This window comes from Phenylobacterium sp. (assembly GCF_036264965.1).
In the GTDB taxonomy this organism is placed as follows: domain Bacteria; phylum Pseudomonadota; class Alphaproteobacteria; order Caulobacterales; family Caulobacteraceae; genus Phenylobacterium.
Genome location: NZ_DATAPY010000135.1, coordinates 1 through 17,677 on the forward strand (window position 1 = coordinate 1; position 17,677 = coordinate 17,677).

At 67.7% G+C, this 17,677-nt stretch carries 15 protein-coding genes, 1 tRNA gene and 1 pseudogene; 5 read left to right on the forward strand and 12 right to left on the reverse strand.

Annotation, left to right across the window (positions count from 1 at the left end; translation table 11 throughout):
• Positions 1-246 (reverse strand): annotated as a pseudogene (locus VHS75_RS17990) (ribonuclease D); the annotation flags it as partial.
• A gap of 79 nt (positions 247-325) precedes the next feature.
• Here VHS75_RS17990 and purM point away from each other — a divergent pair.
• Entirely contained in the window at positions 326-1,351 is a 1,026-nt protein-coding gene (gene purM, locus VHS75_RS17995) for a phosphoribosylformylglycinamidine cyclo-ligase (protein WP_329639991.1), read from the forward strand.
• On the opposite strand, the gene VHS75_RS18000 is transcribed toward purM, so the two are convergent.
• Positions 1,348-1,998, reverse strand: a complete 651-nt coding sequence (locus tag VHS75_RS18000; protein ID WP_329639992.1) for a hypothetical protein — start codon at positions 1,996-1,998, stop codon at positions 1,348-1,350. The two genes, purM and VHS75_RS18000, sit on opposite strands and share 4 nt — an antisense overlap.
• Before the next feature lie 121 nt (positions 1,999-2,119).
• A complete protein-coding gene (locus VHS75_RS18005) occupies positions 2,120-3,127 on the reverse strand; it encodes a sodium:calcium antiporter (protein ID WP_329639993.1) in 1,008 nt (335 codons plus the stop codon).
• A gap of 333 nt (positions 3,128-3,460) precedes the next feature.
• Between VHS75_RS18005 and VHS75_RS18010 the strand changes: the two genes are divergently transcribed.
• Positions 3,461-4,603, forward strand: a complete 1,143-nt coding sequence (locus VHS75_RS18010; RefSeq protein ID WP_329639994.1) for a pentapeptide repeat-containing protein — start codon at positions 3,461-3,463, stop codon at positions 4,601-4,603.
• 4 nt (positions 4,604-4,607) lie between these two features.
• On the opposite strand, the gene VHS75_RS18015 is transcribed toward VHS75_RS18010, so the two are convergent.
• Genes VHS75_RS18015 through VHS75_RS18025 form a run of 3 tightly spaced genes read right to left on the reverse strand, consistent with a single transcriptional unit; the run spans position 4,608 to position 9,282 of the window.
• The gene (locus tag VHS75_RS18015; protein ID WP_329639995.1) at positions 4,608-5,663 is read right to left on the reverse strand and encodes a 2-oxoacid:ferredoxin oxidoreductase subunit beta; all 1,056 of its coding nucleotides are present in this window, start codon (positions 5,661-5,663) and stop codon (positions 4,608-4,610) included.
• The gene (locus VHS75_RS18020) at positions 5,660-7,510 is read right to left on the reverse strand and encodes a 2-oxoacid:acceptor oxidoreductase subunit alpha (protein WP_329639996.1); all 1,851 of its coding nucleotides are present in this window, start codon (positions 7,508-7,510) and stop codon (positions 5,660-5,662) included. The genes VHS75_RS18015 and VHS75_RS18020 overlap by 4 nt, the downstream gene beginning before the upstream one ends.
• Positions 7,495-9,282 (reverse strand): FAD-dependent oxidoreductase, encoded by a 1,788-nt coding sequence (locus tag VHS75_RS18025; protein WP_329639997.1) that lies wholly within the window; start codon positions 9,280-9,282, stop codon positions 7,495-7,497. The genes VHS75_RS18020 and VHS75_RS18025 overlap by 16 nt, the downstream gene beginning before the upstream one ends.
• Positions 9,283-9,622: 340 nt before the next feature.
• On the opposite strand from VHS75_RS18025, the gene VHS75_RS18030 reads away from it, so the two are divergent.
• Positions 9,623-9,793 (forward strand): hypothetical protein, encoded by a 171-nt coding sequence (locus VHS75_RS18030; protein ID WP_329639998.1) that lies wholly within the window; start codon positions 9,623-9,625, stop codon positions 9,791-9,793.
• Between the two features lie 137 nt (positions 9,794-9,930).
• Here the strand turns inward: VHS75_RS18030 and VHS75_RS18035 are convergent, their stop codons facing one another.
• Entirely contained in the window at positions 9,931-10,743 is an 813-nt protein-coding gene (locus VHS75_RS18035) for a lipocalin-like domain-containing protein (protein WP_329639999.1), read from the reverse strand.
• 345 nt (positions 10,744-11,088) lie between these two features.
• Positions 11,089-12,498, reverse strand: coding sequence for a trigger factor (tig, locus tag VHS75_RS18040; protein WP_329640000.1), 1,410 nt, complete (start codon positions 12,496-12,498; stop codon positions 11,089-11,091).
• A gap of 198 nt (positions 12,499-12,696) precedes the next feature.
• Here tig and VHS75_RS18045 point away from each other — a divergent pair, with 198 nt between their 5' ends.
• Entirely contained in the window at positions 12,697-13,866 is a 1,170-nt protein-coding gene (locus VHS75_RS18045) for a patatin-like phospholipase family protein (protein ID WP_329640001.1), read from the forward strand.
• Positions 13,867-13,871: 5 nt separating this feature from the next.
• On the opposite strand, the gene VHS75_RS18050 is transcribed toward VHS75_RS18045, so the two are convergent.
• A tRNA-Leu gene (locus VHS75_RS18050) sits at positions 13,872-13,954 on the reverse strand.
• Positions 13,955-14,051: 97 nt separating this feature from the next.
• Here VHS75_RS18050 and VHS75_RS18055 point away from each other — a divergent pair.
• Positions 14,052-15,305 (forward strand): glycosyltransferase, encoded by a 1,254-nt coding sequence (locus VHS75_RS18055; protein ID WP_329640002.1) that lies wholly within the window; start codon positions 14,052-14,054, stop codon positions 15,303-15,305.
• Here the strand turns inward: VHS75_RS18055 and VHS75_RS18060 are convergent.
• Genes VHS75_RS18060 through VHS75_RS18070 form a run of 3 tightly spaced genes read right to left on the reverse strand, consistent with a single transcriptional unit; the run spans position 15,302 to position 17,608 of the window.
• The gene (locus VHS75_RS18060) at positions 15,302-15,685 is read right to left on the reverse strand and encodes a peptidase inhibitor I78 (protein ID WP_329640003.1); all 384 of its coding nucleotides are present in this window, start codon (positions 15,683-15,685) and stop codon (positions 15,302-15,304) included. The two genes, VHS75_RS18055 and VHS75_RS18060, sit on opposite strands and share 4 nt — an antisense overlap.
• Complete coding sequence (locus VHS75_RS18065; protein ID WP_329640004.1) at positions 15,682-16,155, reverse strand: DNA polymerase III subunit chi; 474 nt, start codon at positions 16,153-16,155, stop codon at positions 15,682-15,684. The genes VHS75_RS18060 and VHS75_RS18065 overlap by 4 nt, the downstream gene beginning before the upstream one ends.
• Before the next feature lies 1 nt (position 16,156).
• A complete protein-coding gene (locus VHS75_RS18070; RefSeq protein WP_329640005.1) occupies positions 16,157-17,608 on the reverse strand; it encodes a leucyl aminopeptidase in 1,452 nt (483 codons plus the stop codon).
• Positions 17,609-17,677 lie beyond the last annotated feature (69 nt).

The window sequence follows — 17,677 nt, forward strand, 5'->3', positions numbered from 1 at the left end:
CGCGGCGTGAAACACCTTCAGGATCGACCTGTCGCGCATGATCTGCAGGAAAGGCTCGAGGTCGATTTCCTCGGACAGTGGGTCGATGCAGGCCTCGACGCCATTGGCGCCGGCGGCCTGGATCAGGCACAGCTTTGGCCAGTATGTCGTCTCACGCATGAACTCGGTGTCCACGGCGACGAACGGCTGGCCCTTGAGCTTCTCGCAAAACACCGCCAGTTCCGCGGTGGTCGTAATCGGAGTCATCGACTAGCTATAGCCCTGCGAGGCGGCGAGTCTGCAAGCCTGCGTTGCCCGAGCCGAGTTTTTCTGTCGAAAGCGTGTCATGTCCGAGCGGCCCAATGGCCTCACCTATGCCCAGGCCGGCGTCGATATCGACGCCGGGAACGCCCTCGTCGAGCGTATCAAGCCCCTGGCCAAGTCCACCCGCCGAGCGGGCGCGGAGGCGTCACTGGGCGGCTTCGGCGCGCTCTTCGACCTGAAGGCGGCGGGCTATGACGATCCCCTGCTGGTCACCACCACCGACGGGGTGGGCACCAAGCTGAAGGTGGCCATTGAGACCGGCATCCACGACAGCGTCGGCATCGATCTGGTCGGAATGTGCGTCAACGACCTCCTGGCCCAGGGCGCCGAGCCCCTGATGTTCCTCGATTATTACGCCACCGGGAAGCTGGACGTGGACGCCGCTGCGGCCGTCGTCGCCGGTATCGCCGAGGGCTGCCGCCAGGCCAACTGCGCGTTGGTGGGCGGCGAAACCGCCGAGATGCCCGGCATGTACGCCGAGGGCGACTACGACATGGCGGGCTTCTGCGTCGGCGCCGTCGACCGCGACAAGGTGCTGCCGCGCCTGGGCGTCCAAAAGCCCGGCGATATCCTGCTCGGCCTGGGCTCCAGCGGCCCGCATTCCAACGGCTACTCCCTCGTCCGCCGTATCGTCGAGCGGTCGGGCCTCGCTTGGGACGCGCCCGCCCCGTTCGAGGACGGCAAGACGCTGGCGCAAGCCCTGCTCGCCCCCACGCGGATCTATGTGAAGACCGTCCTGCCCCACCTGAAGGCCGGCCGCGTCGAGGGCCTGGCGCACATCACCGGCGGCGGCCTGATCGAGAATCCGCCGCGGGCCATCGCCGAGGGCTTGGTCGCCCGCTTCGACTGGAACGCCTGGGTCCCGCCGCCGGTGTTCGGCTGGCTGCAGGAGGTGGGCGGCGTCTCGGACTTAGAGCTGCGCCGCACCTTCAACTGCGGCGTCGGCCTGATGCTGATCGTCGACCCGCACGACCTGCCCGACGTGCTCGAGGGCCTGGTCCGCGACGGCGAGGACGCCTTCGTGATCGGCGAACTGGCCAAGGCCTAGCCGGCGTCCGACGGTCTCACGGGCTGAGTTTGCAGGACCGCGACGCGCCACTCGCGCATGAAGAGGATCGCGACCAGCACGCCGGCGACCGGCCCCAAAGCGGCGGCGGCGACTTCCAACAGCGGAGGCGCCAGATGAAGATAGGATGCGACCGCGACCGCCAGATAGCTCGGCACGCCGAGGTAGAGAAAGGTGTAGGGCCCGCCGAACCGGCCGAGCCGCGGCAGGTGCGCAAGGGCCGGCTCGCGCGTCGCCTGCCGAAGATTCATGCGCACCGCGGATATGCCAAGCAGGCAGTAGACGGCGGCCCAGAAGAAATAGGCCGCGGCCTCATGCCGGCCGGTCGCGGCGTTCAGCGGGATGGTGACCAGGACCAGAATGGCGTCCAGCGTATCCCATATCGTCGGCAGCCGCTTCCGAAGCAGGCCGAGGTGCGAGTAGGTAATCCAGGCCGAAAGCGCCACAAGGGTATTGCCCAGGATCTGGCACCAGGTGCGGATCGTCTCCAGCGTCAGCGGCCAAAGGACCATCCGCTCATGGACTTGGCCGAAGAGGTCGGCGAGCACCAGCCCGACCAGGACGCTGACGAGGGTCAGGTAGAGCGACGAGAACTGCCTGGCGACTCGTGTCTCGAGATCCTCGTCCATGCCGCCCCCCAGCAGATCGCATTCGCGCGCCTGGGGTAACACGGATCGGCGGAAGGTCCGCCAGGCTCGAAGACGAGGATTTCGCAAGACCGGCCTCGGCCAAGACGACGGGCACACGCCGCTACCCCAGCCGGAACGCCACGATAATCGCCGCGAAGAGGACGTAGAAGCCGGCCATCGCCGTCAGGAACACCCGGGAGATGAAACCGCGGCGGAAGGCGATGAACATGGCCGCCACCGCCAACGCCGTGACCCCGGCGCCGATCAGCAGCGACGGGTCGAGGATCCAGGGGGTGAAGAACAGGCCAAACGCCGTCGGCACGGTCGCCTGGATCATCATCGCGCCGGAGATATTGGCCAGCGCCAGGCGATGCTTGCCCTGGCGCACCCAGATGATCGCGTTGAGCGTCTCCGGCAGCTCGGTGGCGATCGGGCTGAGCAGTAGGGCCAGAAGCTGCGGCTTTATCCCAAGGGCCGGCCCCAGGACGTCGAGCTGCTTCACGAACAGGTGGCTCGCGCCAAAGATCACAACCAGGGCGACCGCGGTCTGGACGACGGCGGCCCAGGTCGGCGGCTCGGCCGTGTGTGGCATCAGTTTCAGAGGCTCAAGCTCCTCCTCCTCGATGTCGCTGCTGCCGCGCATCTCCTTCCAGAAGTAGGCGCCATAGGCGGCCAGGAAGAGCACGCCCAGCCAGGGTTTGAAGGCGAAGGCGACCAGGCCGAGCGCGATCTTCGCGGCGAAGATGACCAGGAACCAACCCTGGTCGCGGCTGAGGTTCCTGAAATCGCTGCGGATCGCCGCGGTCTTGGGAAGTTGGGTGCGGCAGAGGATCAGTATGATGCCCACCGTCGCGTAGGCGATGGTCGACAGCACCAGCGGCCCGCCCAGCGCCGCGCCGACCCCGATCTGTTTCTGGGCGGCCGTCGCGCCGAACACCACGGCCACGAAGGTGACGACGCTCTCCGGCAAGGCGGTGCCGAACGCCGCCAGGATCGAGCCGGTCGCCTGCTCCCCCACCGCAAAACGGCGGCCAACCCACTCCACCCCGTTCACGAAGACCTCGCAGGCGAGATAGATCACCGCCGCGGACACGAGCAGAAGGATAACTGGCAAAATCAACGAGTTCATCGACACTCTTCAAGGGGTTGGGCGCACGAGCCAAGGGATCGGCGACCTCGCCCAACCCTGGTGCGAACGCCGAACCCATTGGTCTCGCCAAGTCGGACTGACCGCTGCGCCACAGCCCCAAACCCAAAGATGGATCGGGGCCAATTGTGTTGACGCGAGCGCCTCTGGATACGAGGCCGGCTACTCCCCAAAGAGTGGCCCGGTCATAGGCGACCCGGCGCGCGGCGGTCAACGGCCATCCCAGGCGCGGCAAATTCGTCGCAAGACGAGATTTTCCAGGAATTGTCCCCGGCCTTGACCTTGGATTAGTCAAGCTTGGCGCAAAAGGGCGTCATGTCCATGGTCGTCCGCGCCCCCTTGACCCCGCGTCCGCGCGCCATCGATGCGACTGAGTTCGCGTCGATGATCCGCGGGCATGAGCGGTTCATCGCCCTGCGCGTGGGCGTCGGGCGGGAAGTCCCGCGCTACGTGGTGGCCCAGCAGATGCGCTGCGACCATCGGCGCCTGATGGACATCGACTTCACGGGCTCGGACCTGTGCGGCAGCACCTTCGCCGGTTCCGACCTGACGCGGGCCGTCTTCTATTGCGCCGCCCTGAACCGTTGCGATTTCCGCGATGCGACCCTGCGCTGGGCGGACCTGCGCGGGACAACCCTCGGCGGCGCCCGGCTGGCCGGCGCGATCCTCGAAGAGGCGGACCTGCGCGCGGCCATGCTGGTCGCCAGCGACGCGGCCCACGGCATCGGCTCGATAGGCGAGCGAGCTGGCTTGCAGGGCTCCAGCCTCGACCGCGCGCGGATGGAGGATCTGGTCGCCCTGGGCGTGGACTTCACCAACTGCTCCATGCGCGGCGCGAAACTTCGCAACGCCAACCTGCGCAACGCCAATCTCACCGACGCCAACCTCGAAGGCGCGGACCTGCACGGCGCGCGCCTGGACGGCGCCACGCTGCGCGGCGCGATCCTGACCGGCGTCGACGTCTCCGGCCTCAACCTGTCAGCCGACAGGCTGGAAGGTTGCGTGATCGACGCGACCTCGGCGGCCTTCGGCAGCGCCGGCGACATCAAGGCCATCCTCGATGCCGCTGAGCGTTGGGTCGAGACCGGCGGGGCGCGCGGTGAGCGCGGGCGCCTGGACGGCCTGGACCTGCGGGTCGTGGCCGGCGCCTTCCGGGACCGCATCCTGAGCGGCCTGGCCGCCCCCAAGGCGATCGGCGTTTCGGTCGACTTCTCCCGCAGCCAGCTTCAAGGGGCGGTCTTCGACGGCGCGGACCTGCGCCATGCCAACTTCCGTGGCGCCGACCTGCGCGGCGCGTCCTTCGTCGGCGCCAAGCTGGCGCACGCCAATCTGCGCGGCGCGGACATCGGCGCGCTGGAGCTTCCGGGCGGACGCATGCTGCCCACGCGCTTCGATGACGCCACCCTGGACGGGACCGGTGTGACGCCGCTGGCCTTGACCGAGGTCGTCGCTTCCTAGCGCCTCAGCGCAGGCCGGCGTTGATCTTCGCCAGGGCCGCCGAGCCAGGCGTCAGCGCCGCGCCGTCGAGCTCGTTGAGCGGCGTCGCCACCGTATCCAGCGCATCGTGCAGGTCTGCGGCCTCCGGATCGACGTAGAGCAGGCCGGTGACCACCTGCCCGCGCGCCTGGCGGGCCTGCAGGTAGCCGAGCGCCTGGGCCCGATTATTGGGATTGTAGAGCTCGGCCAGTTTGTGCAGCGACAGGACTGAGCCGTCGTGTTGGGCCACCTTCACGGTCGCGCCCGGCGCATAGTCGACGGCGATCGCCGCCCGCGCGGGAATCACGTCCAGCCGGTTCACCGCCTCGTTGTGCTCGCGCACATAGTCGAAGCTCTTGGTGGAGCCGACGTGGTTGTTGAACTGCACACAGGGGCTGATGACGTCGATGAAGGCCGCGCCCTTGTGCGCCAGCCCCGCCTTGATCAGCGGCACCAGCTGGTCCTTGTCGCCGGAGAAGGAGCGGCCCACGAAGGTCGCGCCCAGCTGCAGGGCCATGCCCACCAGGTCGATGCCCGCGTCGTGGTTGACCACGCCCTTCTTGGACTTCGAGCCCTTGTCCGAGGTCGCGGAGAATTGGCCCTTGGTCAGGCCGTAAACGCCGTTGTTCTCCACGATATAGAGCATGTTGACGCCGCGCCGCACCGCGTGGGCGAACTGGCCGAGGCCGATGGAGGCGCTGTCGCCATCCCCGGAAACCCCGAGATAGATCAGATCCTTGTTGGCAAGATTTGCCCCGGTCAGCACCGAGGGCATGCGGCCGTGCACGGTGTTGAAGCCGTGGCTGGCGCCCAGGAAATAGTCCGGGGTCTTCGACGAACAGCCGATGCCCGACAGCTTGGCGATCCGGTGCGGCGGCAGCTCCAGTTCGAACACCGCCTGGATGATCGCCGAGGAGATCGAGTCGTGGCCGCAGCCGGCGCACAGCGTCGAGACCGAGCCTTCATAGTCTCGCCGCGTGAAACCGAGGTTGTTGGTCGCCAGCTTCGGGTGATGCAGCTGGGGCTTCAGGATGTAGGTCATTCCGCCGCCTCGATCTGGCCCAGCGCCATCAACTGCCCGATCTGGCCGGCGATGAACCGCGCGGTGATCGGGGTGCCGTCGTAGTGCAGCACCGGCACCAGCTTGGCCGGGTCGATCTCGCCCTCGTTCATCAGCAGGGTCCGCAGCTGCGCATCACGGTTCTGCTCGACCACGAACACCCGCTCGTGCGCCGCCACGAAATCATAGACCTCGTCGTTGAAGGGGAAGCCGCGCACCCGCAGCGCATCCAGGCGCCGGCCCTGCCCTTCCAGAGCCTCCAGCGCCTCGTGCATCGAAGGCGTCGAGGAGCCGAAATAGATCACCCCGTCCGCGATCTTCTCGTTGGGCGTCTTGCGCTTGGCCGGCCGCGCCACCGGCGCCGGGATCAGGGCCTTGGCGCTCTCGAACTTGCGCAACAGCCGCTGCATGTTGTCGACATAGACCGTGCCCTCTTCCGAGTAACGCGCGTAGGGATTGCGCGAGGTGCCGCGGGTGAAATAGGCGCCCTTGGACGGGTGCACGCCGGGATAGGTGCGGTACGGAATGCCGTCGCCGTCCACGTCCTTGTAGCGGCCGAAATCCGCGCCCGCCTCCAGCATCTCGGCGGTCATCACCTTGCCGCGGTCGAGGCTCTTCGCGTCATCCCAGGCGAACGGCGCGGTCAGCCACTCGTTCATGCCGATGTCGAGGTCGAGCATGACGAAGATCGTGGTCTGCAGCCGGTCGGCGAGGTCGAAGGCCAGAGCCCCCATCTCGAAGCACTCGCCGGGATCGCAGGGCAGCAGCATCGGGTGCTTGGTGTCGCCGTGGCTGGCGTAGGCCGCGCCGATCAGGTCAGCCTGCTGCGTGCGGGTCGGCATGCCGGTCGACGGCCCGCCGCGCTGCACGTCGAAGATCACCGCGGGGATCTCGGCGAAATAGGAAAGGCCGATGAACTCGGTCATCAGCGAGATGCCGGGGCCTGAGGTGCAGGTGAAAGCCCGCGCGCCGTTCCAGCCTGCGCCCACCACGATGCCGATCGAGGCGATCTCGTCCTCGGCCTGGACGATGGCGTAGCGCGCCTTGCCGTCCGGATCGGTGCGCAGGTCCTCGCAATAGCCGGTGAAGGCCTCGGCCAGCGAGGTTGACGGCGTGATCGGATACCAGGCGCAGACCGTGGCCCCGCCGTAGACCGCGCCCAGGGCCGAGGCGGCGTTGCCCTCGACGTAGATGCGGTCGCCCACCTTGTCAGCCTTGCGGACCTGCAGGCGGATCGGCTCCAGGTCCGCCTTCACGTAGGAGACGCCCATGTGCAGGGCCTCCACATTGGCGTCGATCAGCTTCTGGCGGCCGGCGAACTGTTCGGCCAGCAGTTGCTCGATCACCGCAGGATCGATGCCCAGCAGGGCGGCCAGCGCGCCCACATAGACGATGTTCTTGAACAGCTGGCGTTCCCTGGGCAGTTCGTAGCGGTCGTTGCACATCGCCGTGAGCGGCACGCCCAGCACGGTGATGTCGTCGCGGAACTTGCCCGGCGGCAGCGGCTTGGTGCTGTCGTAGAACAGGAAGCCGCCGGCCTCGATCTCGGCCAGGTCCCTGTCCCAGGTCTGCGGGTTCATGGCGACCATCAGGTCGACGCCGCCGCGGCGGCCCAGATGCCCGGCCTCGGTGATCCGCACCTCGAACCAGGTCGGCAGGCCTTGGATGTTGGAGGGGAAGATGTTGCGCGCCGCCACCGGCACGCCCATCCGCAGGATCGACTTGGCGAACATGCCGTTGGCGCTGGCCGAACCGGACCCGTTCACATTGGCGAACTTGACCACGAAGTCGTTGACTGTCGCCGGGCCCCCTTTCACCGAGATTGGCATGCGCCCCCCGCGTGCGTCATTTCCAGGGTGAAGCGCTGCATATCCCAGGCGCCGGTCGGGCAGCGTTCGGCGCAAAGCCCGCAGTGCAGGCAGACGTCCTCGTCCTTGACCATGACCCGCCCTGTCTTGAGCGCCCCGGAGACATAGAGGTCCTGCGTCAGGTTCAAGGCCGGCGCCTTCAGCCGCGTGCGCAGGTCCGCCTCATCGGTTTCCCGGGTGAAGGTGATGCAGTCGACCGGGCAGATGTCCTCGCAGGCGTCGCACTCGATGCACAGATTGTCGGCGAAGACGGTCTGCACGTCGCAGTTCAGGCACCGCTCGGCTTCCTTGTAGCCGGTGTCCTGGTCGAACCCGAGCTCGACCTCCATCTTCACGTTCTTCAGCGCCACGGCCTTCTCGCGCAGCGGCACGCGGTAGCGGCGGTCGTTCTGGATGTCGTTGTCGTAGCTCCACTCGTGGATGCCCATCTTCTGGCTGACCAGGGAGAACTCCGGCGGCGGACGTTCGGCGACGTCCTGCCCTTGGCAGAATTTGTCGATGGAGATCGCCGCGTCGTGGCCGTGGGCCACCGCCCAGATGATGTTCTTCGGCCCGAAGGCCGCGTCGCCGCCGAAGAAGACGTTGGGGATGCCGCCGCGCATGGTGACCGTATCGACCTTAGGCACGTCCCACTCGTCGAATTCGAGGCCGAGGTCGCGCTCGATCCAGGGGAAGGCGTTCTCCTGGCCGACGGCGACCAGCACGTCGTCGCATTCGTAGTGCTCGTCCGGCGCGCCCGAGGCGACCAGTCGGCGGCGGCCCTTGTCGTCGTACTGCGCCTCGACCACCTCGAAGGTAACGCCGGTGAGCTTGCCGTTCTCCTGCGTGAAGGCCTTGGGCACCCGGAAATTGATGATCGGGATGTCCTCGTGGACCGCGTCTTCCTTTTCCCAAGGGCTGGCCTTCATCTCCTCATAGCCGGAGCGGACGATGACCTTCACGTCCTCGCCGCCCAGCCGGCGCGAGGTGCGGCAGCAATCCATGGCGGTGTTGCCGCCGCCGAGCACGATCACCCGCTTGCCGATCTTCTCGATATGGCCGAACGACACCGAGGACAGCCAGTCGATGCCGATGTGGATATGGGCGCGCGCTTCCTCGCGGCCGGGGAGGTCCAGATCGCGGCCGCGCGGGGCGCCGGAACCGATGAACACCGCGTCATAGCCTTCCGTCAGCAGGGCTTTGAGGCTGTCGATCCGTTCGCCGAGCCTTAAGCTCATCCCGAGGCCGGTGATGTAGCCCACCTCCTCGTCGATCACCTCTTCCGGCAGCCGGAAGCGCGGGATCTGGCTGCGAATCATGCCGCCCGCTTTCGCGTCGCCGTCAAAGATGGTGATCTCGTAGCCGAGGGGCGCCAGGTCGCGGGCCACCGTCAGCGAGGCGGGTCCGGCCCCCACCATGGCCACCCGCTTGCCGTTGGTCTTCGCCGCCGGCGCGGGCAGCCGGGCGGTGATGTCGTCCTTGTTGTCCGCCGCGACCCTCTTCAGCCGGCAGATAGCGACCGGCTCCTCCTCGACGCGTCCTCGCCGACAGGCGGGTTCACAGGGGCGGTCGCACGTCCGGCCCAAAATCCCAGGGAACACATTCGACTGCCAGTTCACCATGTAGGCGTCAGAGTAGCGCCCGTCGGCGATCAGGCGGATGTACTCCGGCACCGGGGTATGGGCGGGACAGGCAAACTGGCAATCGACGACTTTGTGGAAGTAGTCGGGAGTCCACGCGCTGGTACGTTGCAAAGCCTCAGATCCCTTCCCGCGACGCTCTACTCTCGCGGCGGCAAGTCGGACCCAAGGGCGAGTGCGCAGGGCTTGGGAGGGGCTTAGGCCGTCACAACGCGGCGTTCTTTGGGCAGGTTAGGCCCCGTTCGCCGGTCAAGCCAAGCCCATTCCTGGTCGTTGATCGGTCATTTCACATCGGACACAGACCCAACCGGCCGTGAATCCACGCTTCCCCCAGGGAACCTCGCGCCTCAAGCGAACGTGAGCGCGACCCCAGCTTTTCTGGCGAGCGACGTCATTGCTTAATGGTAACTTAATGCCGCGAGCCCTGCGGACGGCAGGGTCTGGGAGAAGCCGAATGACCACGCCGCACGACGTCGTCCCTGCGACTGAGTCTCTGACGTTCTCGAAGGCCGACGGCTCGCGACGCGATGAGGACCGCGACCTGGCCAGCCTCGCCCAGGAAATCAACGAACGCCGTGCGCGCGTGGAAAACGCCGAACTGCTGCAGCATCTGCGCGGGCTGTAGGGAATCGCCTCCCCTCTCGCCTTGTCAGCTTAGCCGCCCCAAAGCCGGCCATATGAATGTCCGCCATGGGAAAGCGGACAGATGCTCACAGCCCTGACGGGGCTATGCCCGCATCGCGCGCTGGGTCGGCCCTGGGCTCAACGGACACGTTCCCAGGTGATGGTCAAAGCTTGCACCCGTTCTGGCAGGGGAGGCGCGGCGAACAGGACGAGGCGGTCTCCTGTTATCGTGAAGAAGCGTTTGCGGTCGGTTCCGGTGCGGTTGGGGGAAAGATCGATTTCGACGTGGTGGACCACAAAGCCCCCAGCTTCATCGACCGAATAGGTTCCGCAGTACGCGATGAGGTTTTCGGGGATAGCGCTGGCCTCGGCCGCGGACGGCTGGTCGAGGACCGCCCAACGCGCCCGCTCACTGTTGCCCAACATGGCGCAGACCTGACCGGTTGCTGTGTAGACGATATAGCCGCGCCCCAGCGCACCGACGTTGGGATCGGGCCGCGCCGTTCCATCCTTCATGCGCTCGGTCGCCGAAACCAGACGCCAGGTTCCGACGAGCCGCGCGGCCCCACCCTGCGCGGGCGCCGAAGCCTTGGCCGGGACAACGGGCGTGACCGATGGGGGCGCGCCGAAGAACCCCACGATGCGTTGGATGCGGCCGTCCCGCGCCATGTCGTAGATGTCCACCCCATGGGTCACCTGCGAGCCGTCGGGCCCGAGCAGGATCCATGTTGCCCGCATGGCGCGGTGGTGCCTCTGCGGCGTGCTGCACTGGAAGTGCGCCCCCGGATTCTGACGCTGGAAGTCGGCTATGACTTTGCTGAGCGCTACGCGGCCCTTCGCAAGCGTCGGCGTAGGATCGCTGTAGACTCCGTCCGCCGCCCAGACCCGCGCGAGCAGGCGGTCGCGGGCGACCCGATCGGCAACGCTCCAGGCAGCGCAATAGTCGGTCACCGCGGCGTCCGGCGTAAGAGGTTTGGCCGGCTCCGCTATGGCGGCGCAGGAAAGGCCAACGGCTGCAAAAAGGACCGCGCACGCGATGCGCAGCTGGTGACCTCGCCGTGACATATCTCTCCCCCGTCTTGCCCCGAGCGATAGAACCGCAATCGCCGAAGGTCAGCAACGGGTCGAAAAGCGGACACTATGCGGCGTCGCGAATGTGCAGCGCCGAGGATCAAAGCGGCGGCTCCAAAACAAAAGCGCCCCGGACCGAAATCCAGGGCGCCTTTTTCGATATTCAGCTCAGCTTGGGCCCCGTATGCGCGGGGATGAGCGGATTTGGGGATGGCCCCCAGGACCTCAGTCCACCTTCTTCTTGGCGGCGGCCTTCTTGGCGGGCTTGGGCTCCTCGGCGTCGCCATAGCCTTCCGGCAAGTCGTCGTCCTTCATCAGCTCTTCCTTGGAGACCTTGGTGTCCTTCACCTTGGCCTTCTCGACGATCAGGTCGACCACCTTGTCCTCGAACAGCGGCGCGCGCAGCTGCGCCTGGGCGTTGGGGTTCTGGCGGAAGAGGTCGAACACCTGCTGGGCCTGTGGGCCGTACTTCATGGCCTCGGTTCGCATGGCCTCGCCCAGTTCCTGCTCGGTGATCTGGACGTTGTTGGCGCGGCCGATCTCGGCCAGCACCAGGCCCAGGCGGACCCGACGCTCGGCGATCTTGTGGTATTCCTCGCGCAGCTTCTTGTCGGACTTCTTGGCGTCCTCCGGCGGCAGTTCGCCGGCCTCCTTGTCCTGCTCGACCTGTTGCCAGATGGCGGCGAACTCGGCCTCCACCATCTTCGGCGGCAGGGGGAAGTCGTGCTTGGTGTCGAGCTGGTCCAGGAGCGCGCGCTTCAGCTTGAAGCGGCTGGCGCCGGCGTATTCCTTTTCCAGGTTGCCCTTCAGCAGCTCGCGCAGTTTTTCCAGGTTCTCGATGCCCAGGCGCGCGGCGAAGGCGTCGTCAGCGGGGGCGTCGACCGGGCCCTTCACGTCCTTCACCTTGACCTCGAAGACGGCCTCTTTGCCCTTCAGGTTCTCGGCCTGATAGGTCTCCGGGAAGGTCACCTTGACCTCGACCTCGTCGCCGGGCTTGGCGCCGACCAGCTGCTCCTCGAAGCCGGGGATGAACTGGCCGGAGCCCAGCACCAGCTCGGCGTCTTCCGCCGCACCGCCGTCGAAGGCCACGCCGTCCAGCTTGCCCAGGAAGTCGATGACGACCATGTCGCCGTCCTTGGACTTCACGGTCTTGCCGGTCTTGGTCTCATAGGTTCGGTTCTGCTTGGCGAGCTCGTCCACCGCCTCGTCGACCTCCTTGGCGGTCGGCTCATAGACCGGCCGCTTCAGCGACAGGGTCGTCACGTCCACCGGCTCGAAGTCCGGCATCACGTCGACCGCGATCTCGTAGGCCAGGTCGGCCTTGCCCTCGATCACCGCGTCCATGTCGCCTTCCGGCTTCAGGGCCGGGTCGGCCGCGGGACGCAGCTTCTTGTCGTCGAGCACCTTCTGGGTGGTCTCGTTGAGGGTCTTTTCGACCACTTCGCTCATCAGCGCCTTGCCGTAGAGGCGGCGCACGTGGGCGGTCGGCACCTTGCCGGGGCGGAAGCCCTTGATGTTCAGGGTCGGCGTGATCTCAGCGATGCGCGCATCCAGGGCGGCGTTCAGCTCGGACACCGGCACGGTGACGCCGAACACGCGGCTCAGGCCATCACCAGACTTTTCAACGATCTGCATCGACATCTTCAATTTCCAGCCGCCGCGCCGTCGGGCGCGATTGGGCCACCTTAAGGAGTGAAAACAAAGTCCGCCGGGCCCCGGCGGAGGGCGGCGGTTATGTCATGTCGGCCCGCCCGCTCCAAGAGCAAAGCCATCGCTGGACAGCGCCGCAACTTCAGATAGCGTTGTTCGCTTCCACACGGACTGGGGGAAGCCATGGCGTACCGCATCCTCTCGCTCGACGGCGGTGGAACCTGGGCCATGCTCCAGGCGATGGCGCTGGGCGATATCTACGGCGACGCGACGCCGGGTCAGACCATCCTGAAGGACTTCGACATGGCGGTCGCCAACTCCGGCGGCTCCATCGTCCTGGCGGCGCTGATGCTCGACATGACGCCGGACCAGATGGTCCTCCTGTTCCGCAACAGCGCCACGCAGATCTTCCGGCCGTCCGGTATCATCAACCTGGCCTTGTCGGCGCTGAGCCTGCCGGTCCCCAGGTTCAGCACCAACGGCAAGCTGCAGGGCCTCAAGGCGACGCTGGGCGCGCAGGCCAGCACGCCGCTGGCCGGGTTTCCGCTGCCCAACGGCCCCGGCGGCCAGCCGGTGAAGGCGATGATCTCGGCCTTCGACTACGACCGGCAGCGGGCGCAGTTCTTCCGCAGCTTCGACAGCGCCGGAGGGCCCAAGGCCGCGACGATCGCCCTGGTGGACGCTGTGAATGCGTCCGCCGACCCGCCGGTCATCTTCTTCGACAAACCGGTCAGCCTCGGGACGCCGGCCAAGCGCTACTGGGATGGCGGCGTCGCCGGCTACAACAACCCGCTGATGGCCGCGGTGGTGGAGGCCATGGCGGCGCGGGTCCCGGCCCGCAGCATCGCGGTCCGCTCGATCGGCACCGGGACGATCATGCTGGCGCCGGTCGGCGCGACCGGAACCCCCGCAGAGCTCTGCCTTCCGGGGCAGAAGTCGGGGCCGATCACCGACCTGAAGGAACTGGCCGGCGCGATCCTCGACGATCCGCCGGATTCGGCGAACTACGTGGCCTTCAGCGTGCTGGGCAATGTAATGCCCATCCCTGCGCCCTCCACGGCCAGCCCGATCAACAGCGGCAGTCTGGTGCGGCTCAGCCCATGCATCCAGCCGATCTGGAACGGGGCGGCGGCCGCCTGGTCCCTGCCCGCCGGCTACACCCTGGACAGCTTCAAGACGATCATCGGCCTGGACCTGGCCGCCACCGACCCGGACGCCTTGCAGGCGATCCACGACCTCGGTGTAGCCTGGATGGGCGGCGCCATGCCGAACCAGCCGGTGCTGTCCGACCCGCAGACCCTGCAAAGCGTGATCGGCGACCCGACCTATCCGGACGGCAAGGCCCGTTGGTGACAGGGTGGTGCGGCTAGAGGGACTCGAACCCCCACGGTTGCCCGACGGTACCTAAAACCGTTGCGTCTACCAATTCCGCCATAGCCGCGTTGCCCCGCCCTTAGCCGGGATGGCGTGGGCCGCCAAGCGTCGATGCAGCCTGCGCCAATAGTGACAGCCGCGCGCGACGCAGGCAGAAGGCGGCCATGTCGAGCGGCGTCCTCTTTATCCACAACAACTTCCCGGGCCAGTTCCGCAACCTGGCGACGGCCCTGGTGGCGCGCGGCGTGCGGTGCGCGGCGATCGGCTCGGCAACCTCGCCCGGCGTGCAGGGCGTGCGGATCGGCCGCTACGCCCTGGATCGCGGGTCGACGCCAGGCGTCTTCCCCTACGCGGTGCGGGCCGAGGCCGACCTGATCCGCGGCGCCAACGCCCTTCGGATCGCGCGGGCCCTGAAGGACGAGGGCTTCGAACCTGAGGCGATCGTTGGTCATCCCGGCTGGGGCGAGATGGTCTTCCTCGACGAGGTCTGGCCGAACGCCAGGCAGGTGATGTTCTCCGAGTTCTTCTACCGAGCGCACGGGCTGGACGTGGACTTCGACACCGAGTTCCACACCACCACCGAGGACGTTCTGCTGACCGCCCACGCCAAGAGCGCGGTGATGGCGCTCTCGCTGGCCAGCGCCACGGCGATCGTCTCGCCGACGCCCTTCCAGGCCTCCGCCTTGCCCGCGGTGTTCCGGCCCCTGGTGCGGATCATCCACGAGGGCGTCGACATCGAGGCGATCCGGCCGGGTCCCCCGGAGCCCCTCGTTCTGCCCGACGGGCGCACGATCCTGCCGGGAACACCGGTGATCACCTACGCCAACAACCACATGGAGCCGATGCGCGGCCTGCACATCTTCGCCCGCGCCCTGCCCCGCCTCATGGACCAGGTTCCGGAGGCTCAGGTGCTGGTGTTCGGCCAGGACAGCGCCCATCCCTACGGCGGCTTGCCGGAAGGCGGCGGAACCTGGCGCGAATTGATCTTCCGCGATCTGCAGGTCGATCCGTCGCGGCTGCACTTCATGGGCAAGACGCCGCACGAGACGCTGCTGGCCGCCCTGCGGCTGTCGACGGCCCACGTCTACTACACCTATCCCTTCGTGCTCTCCTGGTCGCTGGTCGAGGCCCTGGCCAGCGGCTGCTACGTGATCGGCTCCGACACCGCGCCGCTGCGCGACGCCATCGAGGACGGGGTCAACGGCCGCCTGTTGTCGTTCTTCGATCCGCAGGCTCTGTCCGCGGCGCTCATCGAGGCCTGCCGCAACCCTGAGGGCTTCAACGATCTTCGCGCCGCCGCGCGGGCGACGGCGGTGGCGAAGTTCTCCAAGCGCGACGGCACGGAGGCCTGGCTCGGTCTGCTGCGCGAGCTGGGGGTCGAAATCCCCAATGGAGACCTGCTGACCCCTACGGTCTAACCGCAGCGCACCTGTCGGATCACCCCGGTGTCGGCGTCGAACAGGAAGTTGAGCCGTGTCGGATCGGAATCCTCCGCCGCCGGGCAGGTGGTGCAGGCCACCCGCTGACGATTGGGATCGATCGGCACCGGGATCATGCTACGCGGCCGCCCGACCAGGCCCTGCATCTGCGACGCGCCACAAGCGTCCGATCCAGCGACCCCGCCGATCGGACGCGGCCGCGGGACGGGCGTGGCCAGGACGGGCGCGGGCGGCGGCGGTGTCGGCGCCGGTGAAGCGTCGGCGGCCGGCGCCGTCGGCGCCGTCTGGCGGGTGGGATAGCTCGGCGCGGCGCAGGCGGCGAGCAGCGCCGCGAGGGCGACGCCCGCCCAGGCCCTCACGCCTGCTTCTCCCAGCCGCGGGCCTGCTGGCGCCAATAGGAGACCGGCAGGCCGGCAGCCTTGACCTGGCTCCACTGCGCGCGCGCCACCGCCAGCTGCGACTCGTCCCCACCGTCGAACAGCACCACGCAACGGGCGTAGCCGGTAAGCTCGCCCGGCTCGGCGCCATCCACCAGGAACAGGGCGTCCGCGCCGTTGGCGTTCTCGAATCCCGTGGTCAGCAGGATCGGCTGGCGCGGCGCATTGGCCTCATCGTCCGCGCCATGCGGCAGGAAGCTCTCGTCGCGATAGGTCCAGAGCGCGGCGTCGAGGTGCTGCACACGGTCCGCCTCGCGCACCCGCACCACGGCCTTCCAGCCCCGTTGCAGGGTCTTCTCCAGGAGTTCGGGCAGGGCCTGCTCCAGCCCCGTCCGCTCCAGGTGATAGAACCAGACCTCGGTCGCCGCGGCGGGCGTAGGGGTTTTCGGCAAATCAGCCCTCGTACTTCTCCGCCACCATGCGGTTCAGCAGGCGCACGCCATAGCCTGTAGCCCCGTCCGGGCTGGTCGGGGTCGAGGACGGCTTCTTCCAGGCGGTCGAGGCGATATCCAGATGCGCCCAGGGCAGGCCGTTGACGAAGCGCTGGATGAACATGGCTGCGGTGATCGAGCCGCCCGGCCGGCCGCCGGTGTTCTTCATGTCGGCGATCATCGAGTCGATGTTCTTGTCGTACTGCGCCGGCAGCGGCATCCGCCACAGGGGCTCGCCCTCGGTGTTGGACGCCGCGATCAGGTTGCCCGCCAGCTCCTCGTTGTTCGAATAGCAGCCGGCCAGGTCGTTCCCGAGCGCGATGATGATCGCCCCGGTCAGGGTCGCCAGGTCGACCATGAACTTCGGCTTGAAGCGGTCCTGGCAGTACCAGATGGCGTCGGCCAGCACGAGGCGGCCCTCGGCGTCGGTGTTGATGATCTCGATGGTCTGGCCGGACATGGAGGTGACAACGTCGCCCGGTCGCTGGGCGTTGCCGTCGGGCATGTTCTCCACCAGGCCCAGGATGCCGATGGCGTTGACCTTGGCCTTACGCCCGGCGAGCACGTGCATCAGGCCGGCGACCGCGCCAGCGCCGCCCATGTCCCACTTCATGTCTTCCATGTTCTCGGCCGGCTTCAGCGAGATGCCGCCGGTGTCGAAGCAGACGCCCTTGCCGACGAAGGCGATGGGCTGGGCGTTTTTGTCCGCCGCGCCGTACCACTTCAGAATCGCAAGCTGGCTCTCGCGGACCGAGCCCTGCCCCACGCCCAGCAGCGAGCCCATGCCGAGTTTCATCATCTCGGGCTCGCCGAGGATTTCGACCTCCAGGCCGAGGCTCTCCAGCGCCTTCACCCGGGCGGCGAACTCGACCGGATAGAGGATGTTCGGCGGCTCCGAGACCAGATCGCGGGTGAAGCTGACTGCATCGGCCAGCGCCGCCAGGGGCGCAAAGGCCGTCAGCGCGGCGTCCGCATCGGCCGCCACCACCTGGGCCTTGACGATCGACGGCTTCTTCTCCGCCGGCTCCTTGGTCCGGTACTTGTCGAACCGGTAGCTGCCCAGGCGCACGCCGAGCGCCGCACGCGAGGCCAGCTCCGCCGAGGCGTCCGGCAGTTCCAGGCGCAGGGTCTCCAGCCCCGAGACCTTCACCGCCGAATAGGCGCTGGCCGCCGCGTGCTCGACGCCGAGCGCGTCGACCGCCTCCGCCTTGCCCAGGCCCACCAGGACCAGCCGCCCCGCCCCGACGCCCACGGGCGCCAACACGTCGAGGGTCTGGCCCTTGGCGCCGGTGAACCGGCTGGCGCCCGCGGCCTGCGCCAACGGGCCGTCGAGCGTCGCGCCCTCATGCACCAGGCGGGCCAGGGCGGTTTTCGGCGACAGGGCGGCGCCGGCGGCGACGAACTCGATATCCATTCAATGTCTCTCAAGGTGTGGTGTGGCGAAAAAGCCTTGCCCGGCGCGACCGCCGTCTGCAGGCCCTGC